An 18984-nucleotide genomic window follows, 5' to 3' on the forward strand; every position below is an offset into this window, starting at 1 on the left:
GGCCTCGGACAGGCCTGCCCGAGGTGTGATCGGGGTGCTCCCGCACTGAGTGCGAGGCTAAGCGCGGGTTACGAAACGGTCAATACTGGCCTGGGAGTTGGCCAACTCCGGCACAACGGCGTGATCACTCCCACTCCTCGCCTGACGGACCGTCCATGCAGCCCTCGCCGGACTCCTCCTCGTCCAGCACCTCCCGGACCACCCGGTAGGCAAGCCCCTCGGAGTAGCCGCGCCGGGCCAGCATGCCGACCAGTCGGCGCATCCGGGCCTGCCGCTCCAGGCCTCTGGTCACCCGCAGTCTGCGTTCGACCAGGGCCCGGGCCGCGTCCTCCTCGTCGTCCTGGTCGAGCTGCGCGACGGCCTGCTCGACCAGGTCGCCGGCCACCCCCTTGGTCCGCAGCTCCTGGGCCAGCGCGCGCCGGGAGAGACCGCGGACGGCGTGCCGGGACTCCACCCAGGCCTGGGCGAAGACCGCGTCGTCGATCAGCCCGACCTCTTCCAGCCGGGTCAGCACCCCGTCGGCGACCTCGTCCGGGATCTCCCGCTTGCGCAGGGCGTCGGCGAGCTGCTTGCGGGTCTTGGCCGCACCGGTGAGCAGCCGCAGGCAGATGTCCCGGGCCCGGGCCTCGGGGTCGGCCGTCTCCTCCGCCCCGGACCTCCCGGGCTGTCCGGACCGCTTGGCCGGCTTCGTCCGCCGGGCCGCCCCGGGCTCCGGGGCGTCATCGCGGCCGTCACGATCGTCGCGGCCGTCGCGCTCATCGCGTTCCGCCCGGGTGCGGGCCCGACGCGCGCGCGGCCCGGTGTCGGAGGAGGAGGCGGCCGCACCCCCGTGACCGGCCGCCTCTCCCCCGGCCCGGCGACCGGGGGCTGCCTCCTCCTCCAGCGCCGAACGGCGTCGGCGCCGGCCCGTGGGCAGGTCCGACGCGGACACCAGCCCGAGCCCGCCCCCCACGGCGTCCATCGGCCCAGGGCCCGTCTCCGGGCCACGTGCCGCCTGGCCCGGCGCCCGGCCGGCCCGCTCCGGCTCCGGTTCCCTCCCTGGGTCCGGCTCCGGCTCGGCCACCGCGGCGAACCAGTCCGGCGGCCCGTAGTCGTCGTCCGGGCCCGCCGGGCCGTCGCCCGTCACCGTGTTGTGCTGTGTCAACGGTTCAGGCCTTGGCGGCCGCCGCCGTCTTCTTCGCCGCGGCCGTCTTGGTGACGGTCGCGGTGATCGGCTTGGCCCCGCTCTCGGCGGCGGCCGGCGCCTCGCCCTCGGCCGGCTCCTCCGTCTTCGGGCCGATACCGAGCTTGCTCTTGATCTTCTTCTCGATCTCGTCGGCGAGCTGGGGGTTGTCCCGCAGGAAGTTACGGGCGTTCTCCTTGCCCTGGCCGAGCTGGTCGCCCTCGTAGGTGTACCAGGCACCCGACTTGCGGATGAAGCCGTGCTCGACGCCCATGTCGATCAGACCGCCCTCGCGGCTGATGCCCACGCCGTAGAGGATGTCGAACTCGGCCTGCTTGAACGGCGCGGCGACCTTGTTCTTGACGACCTTGACGCGCGTGCGGTTACCGACCGCCTCGGTGCCGTCCTTGAGGGTCTCGATCCGGCGGATGTCCAGGCGGACGGAGGCGTAGAACTTCAGCGCCCGGCCACCGGTCGTGGTCTCCGGCGAGCCGAACATGACGCCGATCTTCTCGCGGAGCTGGTTGATGAACACCGCGGTGGTGTTCGACTGGTTCAGCGCACCGGCGATCTTGCGCAGCGCCTGGCTCATCAGTCGGGCCTGCAGACCGACGTGCGAGTCACCCATCTCGCCCTCGATCTCCGCACGCGGGACGAGCGCCGCGACGGAGTCGATGATCACCAGGTCGATCGCGCCGGAGCGGATCAGCATGTCGGTGATCTCCAGTGCCTGCTCACCCGTGTCCGGCTGGCTGACCAGCAGGGCGTCGGTGTCCACGCCGAGCTTCTTCGCGTACTCCGGGTCGAGCGCGTGCTCCGCGTCCACGAACGCGACCGTGCCGCCGGCCCGCTGGGCGTTGGCCGCCAGGTGCAGGGTCAGCGTGGTCTTGCCGGAGGACTCGGGGCCGTAGATCTCGACCACCCGGCCGCGCGGGATGCCGCCGACCCCGAGGGCGACGTCCAGGGCGGTGGACCCGGTGGGGATCACGTCGATCGGCTCGTTGGCCTTCTCGCCCAGGCGCATCACCGAGCCCTTGCCGAACTGCCGCTCGATCTGGGCGAGCGCGGTCTCAAGAGCCTTCTCGCGGTCCGTACCTGCCATGGCTTCCACCCTCGGGTTCTGTGCTGTGCGCTTCATCGTTCTCGACGCTAGCGCGTCCCACCGACAATCGGCCCAGACCGGGCTCCGCCTGTGGAAAACTCTTCGCCGGAGAGTACAAAGAACATCTGTTCGATTCAAGCGGGATTCGTTCGCACAAGCCGCCCGGCCGCCCCCCGCTACCCCTCCTCGCCTTCGTCGCCCCGCCCCCGACCTGCGGTTCCGTTCTGCTGCTCGCCCGCCCCGACCATCCGCCGCAACCGGCTCGCCGCCTTCCGGCGCAGCTCCCGCCGGGCGCGTCGCTGCTCCCCCCGGTCGATCCGCGGGTCGGTGGCGACCTCGTACCGGCGCACATAGGTGCCGACGAAGCCCTGCAGGGTGGCCGCCGCCGGAATGGCGATCAGCGCGCCGACGGCACCGAGCAGCGCCGCGCCCGCGATCACCGCGCCGAACGCCACGGCCGGGTGCACGTCCACCGTCTTCGCGGTGATCCTCGGGTGCAGCAGGTAGTTCTCGATCTGCTGGTAGACCACCACGAACGCCAGCACCCAGAGCGCGTCCACCGGCTCCACGGTGAGCGCGACCAGCACCGGCAGCGCACCGGCCAGATAGGTGCCGATGGTGGGCACGAACTGGGACATGACGCCGACCCAGATCGCCAGCGCGACCGAGTACGGCAGGTCCAGCAGCGCGAACATCACCCAGTGCGCCAGCGCCGACGCGACCGCGAGCAGCGCGCGCGAGTACAGGTAGCCGCCGGTCTTGGCCAGCGCGATCTCCCAGGCCCGCAGCACCTCGCCCTGCTTGGCGGGCGGCAGCATCGAGCAGACCGTCCGGCGCACCCTGGGGCCCTCGGCGGTGAAGTAGAAGGTGAAGAGGCCGACCGTGAAGGCCTGGAACAGCCCGCCGATCAGGGTGGAGGAGACGCCCCAGACGTTGTCGGCGGCCTGCTGGGCGTAGCTCTCGATGGCGCCGGAGTCCTTGAGCAGCTTCTTCTGCAGCTCGTCCAGCGACAGGTCCTGATGGAAGGTCTTGTTGATCCAGTTGATCAGATTGTCGAGCAGATGCGGCAGGTCCCCGGCGATCTTCGCCACCTGATCGACCAGCAGGGTCCCGAGCGCGGTCAGGAATCCGGCCACGGCGACCACGACCGCGACGAAGACCAGGAAGGTGCCGATGCCGCGCCGCACACCCCGGGCCGCCATCCGGTCCACGGCCGGCTCCAGCGCCAGCGAGAGGAAGAAGGAGACCAGCAGCATCACGAAGAGGTCGATCAGCTGGTGGAAGGCCCAGTCGGCGAGCTGGAACAGCCCGACCAGGACCAGCGCCAGCACCATCGCCCGGGGCAGCCAGCGCGGCATCCCGGTGCCCCAGAGCCCGCCGCCCGCGTCCGGGGACAGCGGCGGCGCGGGCTGCAACGGCTCGGGCTGCGGCGGTGCGGGCTGCGGGCCCGGGGCCTCGTCGACGACCTGCGTCAACCTGTCCGAATTCTGCTGTTCTGCACTGCTTGTCACTCGGACAGTCTGGCCCATCGCCGTCGCCCGCCCGAGCACCGGGCACCGGGCACCGGCTCAGCGCAGCAGCGACGAGACTCCCTGGGTGTCACAGACCACACGCCAGACGTCCTTGGCCTCCCAGCCCGCGTCCAGCGCCTGCCGGATCGTCCGCCCGCCCAGCTCGCTCATCACATGATCAGAGGCGAAGGACTCCGCGTACGCCTCACCGAAGTGCGCGTACATCCGTCGCCAGAACTCCGTCAGCCTCATGGCCACCAGTATCCCGGACCCGGGCCGGGGCGCCGCGGCCGAGGCGGCCTCAGGGCCTCCAGCCCGCCGCCTCCAGCGCGTACTCGACCTCGCCCAGCTCGCTGCCGGGAATCGGCTCGGGGTGGTCCTCGTGGAAGGTCCGCACACAGGAGAGCCCGGCCTTCGCCATCACCCGCCGCGAACCACTGTTGACCGTCATCGTGTACGCGACCACCCGGCGCACACCGAGCTCCTCGAAGCCCCGGCGGACCAGCGCCCGCGCGCCTTCCGTGGCGTAGCCCCGCCCCCAGGCCGACCGGCGCAGCCGATAGCCGAGTTCGACCTCGCCCCGGTCCTCCGTGCCGGTCGGCCGGAACTCGAACCAGCCGAGAAAGGCACCGCCCACCCGCTCCTCGGCGGCCCACCAGCCGAGCGTGCCGTACCGCTCGTAGTGGTCGAGAAAGCGCGGCAGCACCTCGCGCTCGACCACCTCGCGCGGGGTGGCCCGGCCGCCGGTGAGGTACCGCATCACCTCGGGGTCGCCGTCCAGCTCCACCAGGTGGTCCACGTCGGCCCCGGTGAAGCGGCGCAGCACCAGCCGCTCGGTGGTCAGGAAGACGGTCATGCCCCCGATCGTCGCCGATCGTGCCCCACCTGTCACCGGGTTTTCCGCCCCCCTGCCGGGCGTTCGCGGTCGCCCGGCAGGGGCGGCTCAGTGCGGCAGCGCCAGCGTCCCCGCGCCGTAGTACTGCCGGTCGCCGCAGGCCCGCGGGCCGGGCGGACAGGCGGCCGCCGCGGCGCCGGCCAGCAGCGCGGCGAGCCGGTCCGAGCCCCAGTCCGGGTGCAGCGCCGCGGCCACCGCGACCGCGCCGGTGACGTGCGCCGCCGCCATCGAGGTGCCGGCCAGCGCGGCGTACCGGCCGCCGGGCCAGTCGGAGACGATCGCCCCCTGCGGGCCGCCGTCCGGGTCTCCCCCCGGGGCGGCCAGCGAGACCTTTCCACGCCCGTAGTTGGAGTAGGCGGACGGCTGGCCGTCCCGGTTCACGGCGGTGACCGTGACCACGCCGGGCAGTTCACCGGGCAGCCGAACGCACTCGGTGCCGACGTACCGGGACTGCGCCGGTCCTGAGGTGCGGTCGTTGGGACTGCGGTCGTCGGTCCTGGCGGCCCCGAGGTCCTGGCTGTCGTTCCCGGCCGAGGCCACCACCACCGCGCCCCGGCGCTGGGCGTACCCGGAGGCCCGGGCCACGGCGGTGATCAGCGCGGCCTGGTCCCGGTCCTCGGGGCAGTTGTACTTCCACGGGTCCGCGAAGTAGCTGTTGTTGATCGCCTTGGCGCCGTGGTCGGCGGCCCAGAGCATGCCGCAGACGATGTTCTCCGCGTAGTACTGGCCGAGCGGGCCGAGCAGCCGGACCGCCGCGATCCGGACGCCGGGGGCGACCCCGGCGACCCCGCGGCCGTCCCGGGCGGCCCCGACGATCCCGGCGACGTGGGTGCCGTGGCCGCTCTCGCCGATCCCCGGGTCGGGCCGCCAGACGCCGGTCCGCCCGTCGGGGCGGCCGTCCGCGCAGGAGGCCGAGCTCTTCGGGTCGACCGCGGCGCGCAGGTCGGGGTGGGTGTCGTCGACGCCTGAGTCGAGCACCGCGACCAGCACCCGGCGCAGCGCGTCGGCGGAGGGCCTGCCGGGGTCGGCGGCCGGACCGCGCAGCAGGGTGGGCGAGGCGCCGGCCGCGCCGAGCAGGGCGAGATTCCAGGCATCGTGTTCGCCCGGGTCCGGCACGGTGACGGAGGCGTCGTCCCCGCCGTCCGCGCTGCCGCCACCCGGCCGTCCGCCGTCCGCATCGACGTCCGCCCGGTCCGCGCTGTCGCCGGCACCGGCACCGGCACCGAAGTCCCCGGCGCCGGCCAGCGGCCGGGGCGGGCCCGGCACCGGTGCGGTCCGGGTGGCACCGACGGCGGCCACCCCGGGTCGGCCCCGGACCTTGTCGGCGAAGCCACCGGTCGCGTACGCGAGCACGGCCCCGATCTGCGGGTACTCCTGGACGACCTGCCCGCCCGCGGCACGCGCCTCGGCCCCGGCCCGGGCGGCCCCGGCGGCGTCCTCCTGCTCGGCCAGCACCAGGTAGCTGAGGTAGGCCCGCCCCGGCCCGGCCACGTACGGGACGGCACCGACGACGACCAGCGCGGTGAGCAGCATCGCGAGCAGGGCGCGGACCGACGCCTTGGCGCGTCGCGGGACGGCGCAGGCGGGACCGCGGCCGGACGGGTGCACCTGCGCCATCGCACGGTCTCCGCTCGTCGGTCCCGGTGGTCACGGGAGGATCACGGGTCTGAATAATCACCATAGGAGCGGATTGTCTGTTTTGCCTTTTTGGCTCTTCCGGACGGCACAGCCGCGACCGCCCCACCACGGCTCCCTTGTCAGTGCCACCGGGCACCATGGGGGCATGGCACCCCAGACCCGGACCCCGTCGCCCGCCGGCCCCCCGGCCGATCCGCTGGCCGGATTCGCCCCGGCCACCCGGGCCTGGTTCACGGGGGCCTTCACCGCGCCCACCACCGCCCAGGCCGAGGCCTGGCACGCCATCCGGCAGGAGACCGACGTCCTGGTGGTCGCCCCCACCGGCTCCGGCAAGACCCTCGCCGCGTTCCTCTCCGCCCTGGACCGGCTCAGCACCACCCCGCCCCCGGCCGAACCCAAGCGCCGCTGCCGGGTCCTCTACATCTCCCCGCTCAAGGCCCTCGCCGTCGACGTCGAGCGGAACCTGCGCGCACCGCTGACCGGCCTGCGCCAGGCCGCCGTCCGGCTCGGCCTGCCCGAGCCCGAGGTCCAGGTCGGCATCCGCTCCGGCGACACCCCCGCCGCCGACCGCCGCCGCTTCACCACCCACCCGCCGGACATCCTGATCACCACCCCCGAGTCACTCTTCCTCCTGCTCACCAGCGCCTCCCGGGAGGCCCTGCGCGGCATCGACACGGTGATCCTCGACGAGGTGCACGCCGTCGCCGGCACCAAGCGCGGCGCCCACCTCGCCCTCAGCCTGGAGCGGCTGGACGAGCTGCTGGAGCGCCCGGCCCGCCGGATCGGCCTGTCCGCCACCGTCCGCCCGGTCGAGGAGGTGGCCCGCTTCCTCAGCCCCCGGCGCGGCGCCACCGTCGTCCAGCCCGCCGCCGCCAAGGAGTTCGACCTCTCGGTGGTCGTCCCCGTCCCCGACCTGGACGACCTGCCCACCGCCCCCGCCACCGGCGGCGGTCCCCCGGCCTCGCGGCCGGGAGGTGCCCCCACCGACACCGACCCGGCCCGGCAGGCCTCCATCTGGCCGCATGTCGAGGAGCGGATCGTCGACCTCGTCCAGGCCCACCGCTCCACCATCGTCTTCGCCAACTCCCGCCGGCTCGCCGAGCGCCTCTGCAACCGGCTCAACGAGATCGCCTACGAGCGCGCCGTCGGCGAGCCCCTGCCCGAATCCCACGCCCCCGCCCAGCTGATGGCCGAGTCCGGCACCGCCAAGGGCGCCCCGCCCCTCCTCGCCCGGGCGCACCACGGCTCGGTCTCCAAGGAGCAGCGCGCGCTCGTCGAGGAGGAGCTGAAGGCCGGCCGGCTGCCCGCCGTGGTCGCCACCTCCAGCCTGGAACTCGGCATCGACATGGGCGCGGTCGAGCTGGTCGTCCAGGTGGAGTCCCCGCCCTCGGTCGCCTCCGGCCTCCAACGGGTCGGCCGGGCCGGCCACCAGGTCGGCGCCATCTCCACCGGCGTCTTCTTCCCCAAGTACCGGGGCGATCTGGTGCAGTCCGCGGTGGTCACCGAACGGATGCGGGCCGGGCGGATCGAGGCGCTGCGCATCCCGCGCAACCCACTGGACGTGCTCGCCCAGCAGCTGGTCGCCATGACGGCCCTGGACACCTGGCCGGTGGACGACCTGCTCGCCCTGGTCCGCCGGGCCGCGCCGTTCGCCACCCTCCCGCAGTCCGCCTTCGACGCCGTCCTCGACATGCTGGCCGGCCGCTACCCGTCGGACGCCTTCGCCGAACTCCGCCCCCGCCTGGTCTGGGACCGCGTGGCGGGCACCGTCACCGGCCGCCCCGGCGCCCAGCGGCTCGCCGTCACCTCCGGCGGCACCATCCCCGACCGCGGCCTGTTCGGCGTCTTCATCGCCGGCTCCGCCGCATCCGAGGCGAAAGCGGGCAGGAAGGGCGGCGGCCGGGTCGGAGAGCTCGACGAGGAGATGGTCTACGAGTCCCGCGTCGGGGACGTCTTCACCCTCGGCACCACCTCCTGGCGGATCGAGGAGATCACCCACGACAAGGTGCTGGTCACCCCCGCCCCCGGGATCCCCGGCCGGCTCCCGTTCTGGAAGGGCGACACCCTCGGCCGCCCGCTCGAACTCGGCCGCGCCCTGGGCGCGTTCACCCGCGAACTCGGCGCCCTCCCGCCCGAGGCCGCCACCGCCCGGCTCCAGCAGGCCGGTCTGGACGACTGGGCCGCCGCCAATCTGCTCGCCTACCTCGCCGAACAGCGCACCGCCTGCGGCCACCTCCCGGACGACCGCACCATCGTGGTCGAGCGCTTCCGCGACGAACTCGGCGACTGGCGGATCGTCATCCACTCCCCCTTCGGCGCGCAGGTGCACGCCCCCTGGGCGCTCGCCCTCGCCGCCCGGCTGCGCGAGAAGCACGGCCTCGACCCGCAGGTCATGCACGCCGACGACGGCATCGTGCTCCGCCTCCCCGACGCCGACCTGCTCGACTTCCCCATGGAGCCGCCGGAGCGGGCGAGTTCACCGGACGACGCCCCGGTCGGCGCCGACGCCGCGCTGTTCGACCCCGGCGAGATCGAGCAGCTCGTCACCGACCAGGTCGGCGGCTCCGCCCTGTTCGCCTCCCGCTTCCGTGAGTGCGCCGGCCGCGCCCTGCTGCTCCCCCGGCGCAGCCCCGGCAAGCGCACCCCGCTCTGGCAGCAGCGCCAGCGCGCCGCCCAACTCCTCGAGGTGGCCTCCGAGTACGGATCCTTCCCGATCGTGCTGGAGGCCGTCCGGGAGTGCCTCCAGGACGTCTTCGACGTCCCCGGTCTGGTCGAGCTGATGGCGGACCTCGAATCCCGCGCGGTCCGCGTGGTCGAGGTCACCACCCCCGAGCCCTCCCCGTTCGCCCGTTCCCTGCTCTTCGGCTACGTCGCCCAGTTCCTCTACGAGGGGGACTCCCCGCTCGCCGAGCGCCGCGCCGCCGCCCTCGCCCTCGACTCCCGGCTGCTCTCCGAACTCCTCGGCCAGGCCGAGCTGCGGGAGCTGCTCGACCCGCAGGTCCTCGCCGAGCTGGAGGCCGAGCTCCAACGCCTCACCCCCGAGCGCCGGATCAAGGACGCCGAGGGCGTCGCCGACGCACTGCGCCTGCTCGGCCCGCTCACCGAGGCCGAACTGACCGCCCGCGGCGCCGATCCGCTCTGGGCGCTCGAACTCGAAGCGGCCCGGCGGCTGATCCAGGTCCGGATCGCCGGAGAGCGGCGCTGGGCCGCCGTCGAGGACGCCGGACGGCTCCGCGACGCCCTCGGCACCCCCCTGCCGGTCGGCGTCCCCGAGGCCTTCACCGAGCCGGTCAAGGACCCGATGGGCGACCTGCTCGCCCGGCACGCCCGCACTCACGGCCCGTTCACCGCCGCCGAGGCCGCCGCCCGCTTCGGTCTCGGCACCGCCGTCGTCACCGGCACCCTGCACCGGCTCACCGCCACCGGCCGCCTCGTCCAGGGCGAGTTCCGCCCGGTCGAGGGCCACACCGCCACCGTCGAATGGTGCGACGCCGAGGTCCTGCGCCGGCTGCGCCGCCGTTCGCTGGCCGCCCTGCGCCAGGAGGTCGAACCCGTACCGCCCCGCGCGCTGGCCGCGTTCCTCCCGCAGTGGCAGCACCTGGCCGGCCACCGGCTGCGCGGCCCCGACGGCCTGGTCCGGGTGGTCGAACAGCTCCAGGGCACCGCCCTGCCCGCCTCCGCCCTGGAGAAGCTGATCCTCCCGGCCCGGCTCGCCGACTACTCCCCCGGTCTGCTGGACGAGCTGATGGCGGCCGGCGAGATCGGCTGGTCCGGTGCCGGCGCCCTGCCCGGCACGGACGGCTGGATCAGCCTGCACCTCGCCGAGAACGCCCACCTGCTGCGCCCCGAGCCCGTCCCGCCCGCCGTCACCCCCGTGCACACCGCCGTGACGGCGGCCCTGACCGGCGGCTACGGCCTGTTCTTCCGCCAACTGGTGGAACGGCTGCGCGCCGAGGGCCTGACCGAGACCCCCGAGCCCGAGATCGTCGAGGCCCTCTGGGACCTGGTCTGGGCCGGGTACGTCAGCAATGACACCCTCGCCCCGCTGCGCGCCCTGCTCGGCTCCGCCCGGACGGCCGGGGCCACCGCCCACCGTGCCCCGCGGGCCACCCCGCGCGGCCGCTACGGCGGCGCGGGCCGCCCCTTCGGCCGCACCGACGGCGCCCTGCGCAGCGGCCCGCCGACGGTGGCCGGGCGCTGGTCGCTGCTGCCCGCCTTCGCCGCCGACCCGACCGTCCGGGCCACCGCCCGGGCGCAGAGCCTGCTGGACCGGCACGGCCTGCTCACCCGGGGCGCGGTGGCGGCCGAGCGGGTGCCGGGCGGCTTCGCCGGGGTGTACCGGGTGCTGTCCGCGATGGAGGAGCGCGGCCGGGCCCGCCGGGGCTACTTCGTGGAGGGGCTGGGCGGCGCCCAGTTCGCCATGGAGGGCGCCGCGGACCGGCTGCGGTCCGTCAGCGGCCGGCTGGAGCGCGCCCGGGCCACCGAGTGGCCGGCCCGCCCCGCCGCCGAGCCGCCGCAGCTGCTGGTGCTGGCCGCCGCCGACCCGGCGAACGCCTACGGCGCCGCCCTGCCCTGGCCCGAGCCGCCCACCGCTGCGGGGGCCACGGAGGCGAGGGCGCACCGGCCCGGCCGCAAGGCGGGCGCCCTGGTGGTGCTGGTCGACGGCGAGCTGGCCCTCTACGTCGAGCGCGGTGGCAAGTCCCTGCTGGCCTGGCCGGAGGACGAGGCCACCCGCGCGGCGGCGGCGTCCGCCCTGGCCGCGGCGGTCCGCCAGGGCGCGCTCGGGAGTGTCACCGTCGAGCGCGCCAACGGCGAGCCCGCCCTGGGCTCGGCCCTGGGCGCCGTCCTGGAGGAGGCCGGCTTCCACGCCACCCCCCGGGGCCTGCGGCTGCGACCGTAGGCCTCACCGACCACACCGGCCGCACCAATCACACCGGCCCCGCACCGGTAAAGAGCCCGTATGCCACGGCGAAGGCCGCGGGGTCGTTGCCAACCCCGCGGCCTTCGTCAAGCAATCAGTCGCTGATGTCACCCGATCGGAGGTTCCGCCTCCACCCGGGCCACGGCCTCACCCGTTCGGTGCCGGGATGGTCCGGTGGCACTCCAGTCCGCGTGGACCGGAATCAGACCGAGCCCCCAGCCGCCGGCCACGAGCAGTCCCAGCACGGCCCCGTCGGCCAGTTCCCCCTGGACGGCCGACAGCCACCAGCAGAGTCCGCCCACCAGGACCACCAGGCGCCATCGAAGCGGCCGGGGAATCGTTCGCCCCAGCCGTATTCGGGCCTCGGTGCACGCCGTCGAAGCTCTCCGCACGACCGCCTCCTTCGCTCGCCCCGGGCACCAGGCGCCCGGGCGTCGAGGCCAGGTCAGGCGGCGACCACGTCCATCGCGGCAGCCTTGGGCGAGAGGTTCGCCCGGTCGGTGCCGGGGGCGGGCAGCGGTACCGGTTCGAGCACCGGCCTCAGCAGTTCACCTTCGGAGAGGGTGGCCATCGACGCAAGTTCGGCGAGCGACAGCTCGTCACTGACCTCGCGCATGACCTCGGACATGCGGACGTCGAGTGCGTCGCAGATCGCGGAGAGCAGCTCCGAAGAGGCCTCCTTCTGCCCCCGCTCGACCTCGGAGAGGTAACCGAGCGAAACCCTGGCAGCTGCCGACACCTCGCGAAGTGTGCGGCCCTGGCGCTGGCGCTGCCGACGCAGTACATCGCCCAGTAGGCGACGGAGCAGGATCATCGGTGCCTCCCTCCTCGGACTGCGGATCGAGATGTCACGTCCCCACCGTACCGCCTTGCCCGCTTCGCGTGCGGGGACCATGGTCGTGTTCACTCTGGGCTGCAAGGCTGTCCCCTCCCCTGTTTCGGTGTCGTTCCCGGGCCTGCGGACCCCTCGTCGGACCCGTCCTGCGGCACCCGGCCACCGCCGCGCAACTCGTTCGCCACCTGGTTTCTGCCCAACCAGGCCCTTGGATGTAACACGATCCTCCAGCTGCGCCATACCCGTACGCCAGTTCGGCAGATCTCGGTTCGATGGAGCTCTCGACGGGTTCAGTGCACGGCCGGGCCGGACGGCAGCCGCCCGACGAGCAGCTCCAGGGCGGCGGTGACCGCCCTGTGACGGATTGTGGCACGCTCCCCCGACAGCCGTGGCGAACTGACCAGAGTTCCCCCCGGACCGGCGACGGCGAGGTGCACCGTGCCCACCGGCTGCCCGTCCTGCGGCTCCGGACCGGCCACCCCGGTCGTCGCGAGCCCGTACGTGGCGCCCAGCAGCCGCCGTACGCCCTCGGCCATCTGCCGGGCCACCACGGCGTGAACCGGCCCGTACACGGCCAGCAGGCCCTCGTCGACGCCGAGCACCGAGGCCTTCAGCTCGGTCGCGTACGCGGTGACCGAGCCCCGGAAGGTCGCGGACGCCCCGGGGACGTCCACCAGCGCGGCCGCCAGCAGCCCGCCGGTCAGCGACTCGGCGACCGCCACCGTGCTGCCCTCCCCGCGCAGCGCGGTGTGCGCCCGCACCGCCAGCTCGTAGTCCACCCCGGTCTCCCCCGTCACCGGCCCGCGCGCTCCGCGGCCAGCCCCTCGCGGCGCATCCGAAGCGCCTGCCCGACGTAGTCCAGCGCGGTGCCGATGGTCAGCAGCACCGCCAGCGCCATCAGGACGGCCCGCGCGGTGGCCAGCCAGCCGGTCAGCTCCAGCACGTACATGCCGACGGCGATGCCCTGGGTGAGCGTCTTCAGCTTGCCGCCCCGGCTGGCCGGGATGACCCCGTACCGGATCACCCAGAACCGCATCAGCGTGATGCCGAGCTCGCGGGCCAGGATCACCACCGTGACCCACCACGGCAGGTCGCCCAGCACGGAGAGGCCGATCAGCGCCGCGCCCATGATCGCCTTGTCGGCGATCGGGTCGGCGATCTTGCCGAAGTCGGTGACCAGGCCCTTGCGCCGGGCCAGCTCCCCGTCGAACAGATCGGTGATCATCGCGACGGCGAACGAGGCCCAGGCCACCGCGCGCCACTTGGGGTCGTGTCCCCCGTCGGCGAAGAGCAGCGCCACGAAGACCGGCACCAGCAGCAACCGGAGCATCGTGAGCATGTTCGCGATGTTCCAGATCCCCGGCAACGGGGGCATCGCGGCCTCCGGTCTGTCCGGGTGGGCCGCGGCCGGGGCGCCGGGCCCGTTGGTCATTCCCCGGCTCCCGCGGCCTGGCGGACCCGTGTCTGCTCCAGCGCCTCGGCGACCAGGTCGACGCCCTCGCTGGCGACCACCCGGGCCCGGTAGAACTGGCCGACCTCGGGGTCCTCGACGCCGGTGAGCGTGGTGAGGCCGTCGGTCTCGGGCGCCTGGTGGGCGGCCCGGCCCTCGACCAGATCGCCCTCCACGGACTCGATCAGCACCTCGACCTCGCTGCCGATCCGCTGCTCGGCCCGCTGGGCGGTCAGCTCCTCGGCGAGCCTGGTCAGCCGGTTCAGCCGGTCCGCCACCACGTCCTCGGACAGCTTGCCGTCGTAGGTCGCGGCCTCGGTGCCGTCCTCGTCCGAGTAGCCGAAGACCCCGATCGCGTCCAGGCCGGCGTGGGTGATGAAGCGCTCCAGCTCGGCGAAGTCCTCCTCGGTCTCACCCGGGAAGCCGACGATGAAGTTGGAGCGGGCACCGGCCTGCGGGGCCTTGCCGCGGATGGTGCCGAGCAGCTCCAGGAACTGGTCGGTGCTGCCGAACCGGCGCATCCGGCGCAGCACCGCCGGCGCCGAGTGCTGGAAGGACAGGTCGAAGTAGGGCAGCACGTCGGCGGTGCCGGTCATCGCGTCGATCAGCCCGGGGCGCATCTCGGCGGGCTGCAGGTAGGAGACCCGGACCCGCTCGATGCCGTCGAGCGCGGAGATCTCGCCGAGCAGGGTCTCCAGCAGGCGGATGTCGCCGAGGTCCTTGCCGTACGAGGTGTTGTTCTCGCTGACCAGCACGACCTCGCGGACGCCCTGCTCGGCCAGCCACTGGGCCTCGTGCAGCACGTCGGAGGGGCGGCGGGAGATGAACGAGCCGCGGAAGGCCGGGATGGCGCAGAAGGAGCAGCGCCGGTCGCAGCCGGAGGCGAGCTTGACCGAGGCGACCGGGTTGTCGTCCAGCCGCTTGCGCAGGGTGCGCGGGCCGGAGGCGGGCGCGACGCCCTCCGGAAGGTCGGCGATGGTCTCGGCGGCGCCGTGGCCGGGCAGCGCGATCTCGGCGGCGGCGGCCTGGCGCTCGACCGGGCTCAGCGGCAGCAGCTTGCGGCGGTCGCGCGGGATGTGCGGGGCGTGGTGGCCGCCGGAGAGGATGGTCTGCAGGCGGTCGGAGATGTCCGAGTAGTCGTCGAAGCCGAGCACGCCGTCCGCCTCGGGCAGCGCGTCGGCCAGCTCCTTGCCGTACCGCTCGGCCATACAGCCGACCGCGACGACCGCCTGGGTGCGGCCGTGCCCCTTGAGGTCGTTGGCCTCCAGCAGGGCGTCGACGGAGTCCTTCTTGGCGGCCTCGACGAAGCCGCAGGTGTTGACGACGGCGACGTCGGCTTCGGCGGCGTCGTCGACGAGCAACCAGCCATCGGCCTCCAGTCGCCCGGCGAGTTCCTCGGAGTCCACCTCGTTGCGGGCGCATCCGAGCGTGACAAGGGCGACAGTACGGCGTTCAGGCATAGGGCCAAGATTAACGCGCGGCCCCCGGTGCCGTTCGCCCCGGAGGCCACGCGCCTCGGATTACCAGATCTTCACCGGGCCACCGGGCCCGCGCCGTCAGCCCGCCTGCGGGTCGCCGGGGGTGTACGTGACGTGCACCACCTGGCCGTCCTTGCCCGCCGGACCGAGATCCTTGCCGTTGACGTACACGTGCACGGCACCGGCGTTGCCGATCACCAGCTTGATCTGCTTGGGGTCGGTGAAGGTCTGGTCCTGGCCCTCCGCGATGTTGTTCTGGAACAGCGACTTCCCGTTGCCGTCCAGCGCGGAGACCCAGCTGGTGTCCTTCTCGGCGACCAGCTTCACGGTGACCTTGTCGGCCGGGACGGCGGCGATCGCCGCGGCGCTCGGCGCCGGGGCCGGCGGCTGCACGCTCGGCGAGGCGGCCGGGGCGACCGAGCCGGTGCCGGAACCGCTGGGCAGCGGCGCGCTGGCGGAGCCGGTGGTGGAGCCGCCGGTCTTGCCGCTGACCAGGTTGAAGCCGATCAGGGCGACCACCGCGAAGATCGCGGCGACCATGGCCGCCGTCCAGTTCGGCCGGCTGCGGCCGGGCACCTTGATCGGCCCGCTGTCGATCAGCTGGGTCGGCCGCTTCGCGGCGGGGGCGCCGCCGTGCGCGGCGTCGTACCGCGCCACCAGCCCGTCGCCGTCCACGCCGACGGCCCGGGCGATCAGGCGGATGTGACCGCGCGCGTAGAAGTCACCACCGCAGCGGGCGAAGTCGTCCGCCTCGATGGCGTGGACGATCGGCACCCGGACCCGGGTGGCGGTGCTCACCTGATCCACCGTGAGGCCGGCGTCGATCCGTGCGGTGGACAGCACCCGGCCGATGCTCACGGCATCGGCCGTCGGTTCCGCGCCGTCGGACGGCTGGGCGGGCGTCGGGGCGTTCTCGCGGTCGGGGGACTTGCCGATGGTCACGGGGCACGCCTTTCGAGCGGATGGCCACCTGCTGGAGAACAGTCTAGGGGCGTGGACGGTTCGTTTCTCAAGCGGAACAGGCCCGAATGCGCGCGGCCTTCCCGGCCCGGGCCCGGCCGGTCGCTGACCGGCCGTCAGCACGAGGGCCGCCGTTCCCGGAAGCCCGCTTCCGGCCTGTGACGCGGTGTGCGTCCGATCGGTTCCCGCACACCGCGCCTACCCTCCTCCGAACGAGTGAACACCCCTCGGCGGTCGCCACCGTCCCCGGTCCGGAATCAGCCCCGGATGGTGAGGATGACGCCGTCTAGCTCCTCCGGTTTGACCAGCACGTCGCGGGCCTTGGAGCCCTCGCTCGGGCCGACGATGCCGCGCGACTCCATCAGGTCCATCAGCCGGCCGGCCTTGGCGAAGCCGACCCGGAGCTTGCGCTGGAGCATCGAGGTGGAGCCGAACTGGGTGGAGACCACCAGCTCGGCGGCCTGGATCAGCAGGTCCAGATCGTCGCCGATCTCCTCGTCGATCTCCTTCTTCGGCCCGGAGCCGACCGTCACGTCGTCCCGGTAGACGGCCGTCAGCTGGTCCTTGCAGTGCTGGACGATCGCGGCGATCTCCGCCTCGGTGACGAACGCGCCCTGCATGCGGATCGGCTTGCTGGCGCCCATCGGCAGGAAGAGCGCGTCGCCCTTGCCGATCAGCTTCTCCGCGCCGGGCTGGTCCAGGATGACCCGGGAGTCGGCCATCGCGGAGGTCGCGAAGGCCAGCCGGGACGGCACGTTGGCCTTGATCAGGCCGGTGACCACGTCCACCGAGGGCCGCTGGGTGGCCAGCACCAGGTGGATGCCGGCGGCGCGGGCGAGCTGGGTGATGCGGACCACCGAGTCCTCGACGTCACGCGGGGCGACCATCATCAGGTCGGCCAGCTCGTCGACGATCACCAGCAGGTACGGGTACGGCTTCAGCTCCCGCTCGCTGCCGAGCGGCGGGGTGACCTTGCCGGCCTTGACCGCCGCGTTGAAGTCGTCGACGTGCCGGAAGCCGTACGCGGCGAGGTCGTCGTAGCGCAGGTCCATCTCGCGCACCACCCACTGGAGGGCCTCGGCGGCCTTCTTGGGATTGGTGATGATCGGCGTGATCAGGTGCGGGATGCCCTCGTACGCGGTGAGCTCGACCCGCTTGGGGTCGACCAGCACCATCCGGACCTCGTCCGGGGTGGACCGGACGAGCACCGAGGTGATCAGGCAGTTGATGCAGGACGACTTGCCCGCGCCGGTCGCACCGGCGACCAGGATGTGCGGCATCTTGGCGAGGTTGGCCATCACCGTGTGGCCCTCGACGTCCTTGCCCATGCCGACGACCATCGGATGGGTGTCCTCGGCGGCCGTGCGCGAGCGCAGCAGGTCGCCGAGGTTGACCATCTCGCGGTCCCGGTTGGGGATCTCGATGCCGACCGCGGACTTGCCGGGGATCGGGCTGATGATCCGCACGTCCGGGCTGGCCACCGCGTACGCGATGTTCTTGCCGAGCGCGGTGATCCGCTCCACCTTGACGGCGGGGCCGAGCTCGACCTCGTACCGGGTGACCGTCGGACCCCGGGTGAAACCGGTGACCTTGGCGTCCACCTTGAACTCGGCGAAGACCCCGGTGAGCTGGGCCACCACCTCGTCGTTGAGGGCGCTGCGGGCCTTGGCCGGGCCGCCGCGCTCCAGCAGGTCCAGCGAGGGCAGCGCGTAGGTGACGTCGCCGGCGAGCTGGAGCTGTTCCATCCGCACCGGCGCCGGGCCGTGCTCCTCGGGCGCCGGCTGGGCGCCGCTGCGGGCGGCCGGGACGGCGGCCTCCTCCGGCGGGGCGGTGCGGTCCTGGACCTGGTGCATCATGTCCGCCACCGCCGAGGAGGCGGGCACGCCGTAGACCAGCGCGCCGTCCAGGTCGGCGGCCGCGCCGGCAGCGAGATTCCGGGTCGCGTACGGGTCGTCCAGGTCCTTCGCGAACATGTCGGGGACGGCGGCGGCCTCCTGCTCGTCCGGCTGCTTCCGCCGTCGGCGGCGCCGACGGGCGGCGACCTCGTCCCCCGGGCTGTCACCGTCGGTGTCCACGGTGAAGGGCAGCGCCGAGGGGTCCGCGTCCTCGGGCGGCTCGGTGGACAGCTCACGCTCCGGCGTACGCCCCTCGCCCAGTTCGTCCTGCGGCCCGGGCTCGACCACGCCGAGCCGCACGCCGACGCCGCGCAGCCGCTCGGGGATGCGCTTGACCGGGGTCGCGGTGGTGACCAGCAGGCCGAAGAAGGCCAGCAGCAGGAGCAGCGGTACCGCCAGCGGCGGCCCGGCGGCCGCCATCATCGGGGTGGAGACGGCCCAGCCGACGATGCCGCCGGCCGTCCTTATCCGGGTCGCGCCGCTGCCCATCATGGGCGCGCCGCAGCCGATGTGGACCAGGCCGAGCACGCCGACCACCAGCGCGCTCAGGCCGATCATGATCCGCCCGTTGGCCTCCGGCAGTTCCGGGTGGCGCATCAACCGGATCGCGACCGCCGCCAGCAGGAACGGCACCAGTACGTCCAGCCGGCCGAAGAGCCCGGACACCACGTTGGTGGCCGCCTCACCGAGCCAGCCCTGCGGGCTGAACCAGGTGCCGGCGGCGGTGACCAGCGCGAGCGCGAAGAGCAGCAGGGCCAGTCCGTCCCTGCGGTGCTCCGGGTGCAGGTTCTTGGCGCCGTCGCCGAAACCGCGGAAGATCGCGCCGAGCCCGTTCGCCAGGCCGAGCCAGACGAACCGGACGGCGCGGAAGAGGAAGGGCTGCTGCGGGGGCGGTGCGGGGGCGGGTTTGGCCGCCGCCTTCTTCGCCGGAGCGGGCTTCCTGGCGGCCGCCTTCTTCGCGGGCGGCTTGGCCGGAGCCTTCGCCGCGGCCTTCTTGGACGGTCCCGGACTCGAGTTGCGTGCCGCGCTTCCGGGCGTACGTGTGGCCATGGTTCAGCAGCCTACCGGGGTCGGCCACCTGTGCACATGTGTCCGAGCCGGGGTGCCGGACGTGTCGCAGACACACCGTCACCCTGA

At 73.7% G+C, this 18984-nt stretch carries 13 protein-coding genes; 1 reads left to right on the top strand and 12 read right to left on the bottom strand.

Translation table 11 applies throughout. The annotated features are described in order from the left end of the window. Nucleotides 1–124: 124 nt before the first annotated feature. From recX to ACIO5D_RS31785, 6 genes are all read right to left on the bottom strand, one after another. The gene (recX, locus tag ACIO5D_RS31760) at nucleotides 125–1144 is read right to left on the bottom strand and encodes a recombination regulator RecX (RefSeq protein WP_400799371.1); all 1020 of its coding nucleotides are present in this window, start codon (nucleotides 1142–1144) and stop codon (nucleotides 125–127) included. A 4-nt stretch (nucleotides 1145–1148) separates the two neighbouring features. Beyond that, nucleotides 1149–2264 (bottom strand): recombinase RecA, encoded by a 1116-nt coding sequence (recA, locus tag ACIO5D_RS31765; RefSeq protein WP_363609600.1) that lies wholly within the window; start codon nucleotides 2262–2264, stop codon nucleotides 1149–1151. A 176-nt stretch (nucleotides 2265–2440) separates the two neighbouring features. Beyond that, nucleotides 2441–3739: an AI-2E family transporter gene (locus ACIO5D_RS31770; RefSeq protein WP_400799373.1), complete on the bottom strand. Its 1299-nt coding sequence runs from the start codon at nucleotides 3737–3739 to the stop codon at nucleotides 2441–2443. Between the two features lie 93 nt (nucleotides 3740–3832). Beyond that, nucleotides 3833–4027: a DUF3046 domain-containing protein gene (locus ACIO5D_RS31775; protein WP_363609603.1), complete on the bottom strand. Its 195-nt coding sequence runs from the start codon at nucleotides 4025–4027 to the stop codon at nucleotides 3833–3835. Between the two features lie 49 nt (nucleotides 4028–4076). Then, entirely contained in the window at nucleotides 4077–4631 is a 555-nt protein-coding gene (locus tag ACIO5D_RS31780) for a GNAT family N-acetyltransferase (protein ID WP_363609605.1), read from the bottom strand. 87 nt (nucleotides 4632–4718) lie between these two features. Next, entirely contained in the window at nucleotides 4719–6287 is a 1569-nt protein-coding gene (locus ACIO5D_RS31785) for a S8 family serine peptidase (RefSeq protein ID WP_400761275.1), read from the bottom strand. Between the two features lie 166 nt (nucleotides 6288–6453). On the opposite strand from ACIO5D_RS31785, the gene ACIO5D_RS31790 reads away from it, so the two are divergent. Beyond that, nucleotides 6454–11208, top strand: coding sequence for an ATP-dependent helicase (locus ACIO5D_RS31790; protein WP_400799377.1), 4755 nt, complete (start codon nucleotides 6454–6456; stop codon nucleotides 11206–11208). Nucleotides 11209–11674: 466 nt separating this feature from the next. On the opposite strand, the gene ACIO5D_RS31795 is transcribed toward ACIO5D_RS31790, so the two are convergent. The 6 genes from ACIO5D_RS31795 to ACIO5D_RS31820 all read right to left on the bottom strand — a co-directional run bounded on the left by ACIO5D_RS31795 (nucleotide 11675) and on the right by ACIO5D_RS31820 (nucleotide 18897). Then, nucleotides 11675–12043 (bottom strand): helix-turn-helix transcriptional regulator, encoded by a 369-nt coding sequence (locus ACIO5D_RS31795; protein ID WP_363609610.1) that lies wholly within the window; start codon nucleotides 12041–12043, stop codon nucleotides 11675–11677. A gap of 311 nt (nucleotides 12044–12354) precedes the next feature. Continuing rightward, the gene (locus ACIO5D_RS31800; protein ID WP_400799387.1) at nucleotides 12355–12831 is read right to left on the bottom strand and encodes a CinA family protein; all 477 of its coding nucleotides are present in this window, start codon (nucleotides 12829–12831) and stop codon (nucleotides 12355–12357) included. A gap of 26 nt (nucleotides 12832–12857) precedes the next feature. Then, on the bottom strand, nucleotides 12858–13439 hold the full coding sequence (gene pgsA / locus ACIO5D_RS31805; protein WP_400657447.1) for a CDP-diacylglycerol--glycerol-3-phosphate 3-phosphatidyltransferase: 582 nt from the start codon (nucleotides 13437–13439) through the stop codon (nucleotides 12858–12860). Between the two features lie 53 nt (nucleotides 13440–13492). Continuing rightward, complete coding sequence (gene rimO / locus ACIO5D_RS31810; protein ID WP_400657427.1) at nucleotides 13493–14974, bottom strand: 30S ribosomal protein S12 methylthiotransferase RimO; 1482 nt, start codon at nucleotides 14972–14974, stop codon at nucleotides 13493–13495. Nucleotides 14975–15070: 96 nt separating this feature from the next. Beyond that, nucleotides 15071–15934, bottom strand: coding sequence for a helix-turn-helix domain-containing protein (locus ACIO5D_RS31815; protein WP_400657429.1), 864 nt, complete (start codon nucleotides 15932–15934; stop codon nucleotides 15071–15073). A gap of 275 nt (nucleotides 15935–16209) precedes the next feature. After that, nucleotides 16210–18897: a DNA translocase FtsK gene (locus tag ACIO5D_RS31820; RefSeq protein WP_400799379.1), complete on the bottom strand. Its 2688-nt coding sequence runs from the start codon at nucleotides 18895–18897 to the stop codon at nucleotides 16210–16212. Nucleotides 18898–18984 lie beyond the last annotated feature (87 nt).

This window comes from Kitasatospora sp. NPDC087315 (assembly GCF_044744345.1).
Classification (GTDB): Bacteria; Actinomycetota; Actinomycetes; order Streptomycetales; family Streptomycetaceae; genus Kitasatospora.

Excerpts from the sequence above, each read along its gene's own strand:
- ACIO5D_RS31785 (WP_400761275.1), bottom strand. The coding sequence starts at position 6,287 with ATGGCGCAGGTGCACCCGTCCGGCCGCGGTCCCGCCTGCGCCGTCCCG.
- ACIO5D_RS31795 (WP_363609610.1), bottom strand. The coding sequence starts at position 12,043 with ATGATCCTGCTCCGTCGCCTACTGGGCGATGTACTGCGTCGGCAGCGC.
- recA (WP_363609600.1), bottom strand. The coding sequence starts at position 2,264 with ATGGCAGGTACGGACCGCGAGAAGGCTCTTGAGACCGCGCTCGCCCAG.
- pgsA (WP_400657447.1), bottom strand. The coding sequence starts at position 13,439 with ATGCCCCCGTTGCCGGGGATCTGGAACATCGCGAACATGCTCACGATG.
- ACIO5D_RS31790 (WP_400799377.1), top strand. The coding sequence starts at position 6,454 with ATGGCACCCCAGACCCGGACCCCGTCGCCCGCCGGCCCCCCGGCCGAT.
- ACIO5D_RS31820 (WP_400799379.1), bottom strand. The coding sequence starts at position 18,897 with ATGGCCACACGTACGCCCGGAAGCGCGGCACGCAACTCGAGTCCGGGA.
- ACIO5D_RS31780 (WP_363609605.1), bottom strand. The coding sequence starts at position 4,631 with ATGACCGTCTTCCTGACCACCGAGCGGCTGGTGCTGCGCCGCTTCACC.
- rimO (WP_400657427.1), bottom strand. The coding sequence starts at position 14,974 with ATGCCTGAACGCCGTACTGTCGCCCTTGTCACGCTCGGATGCGCCCGC.
- ACIO5D_RS31775 (WP_363609603.1), bottom strand. The coding sequence starts at position 4,027 with ATGAGGCTGACGGAGTTCTGGCGACGGATGTACGCGCACTTCGGTGAG.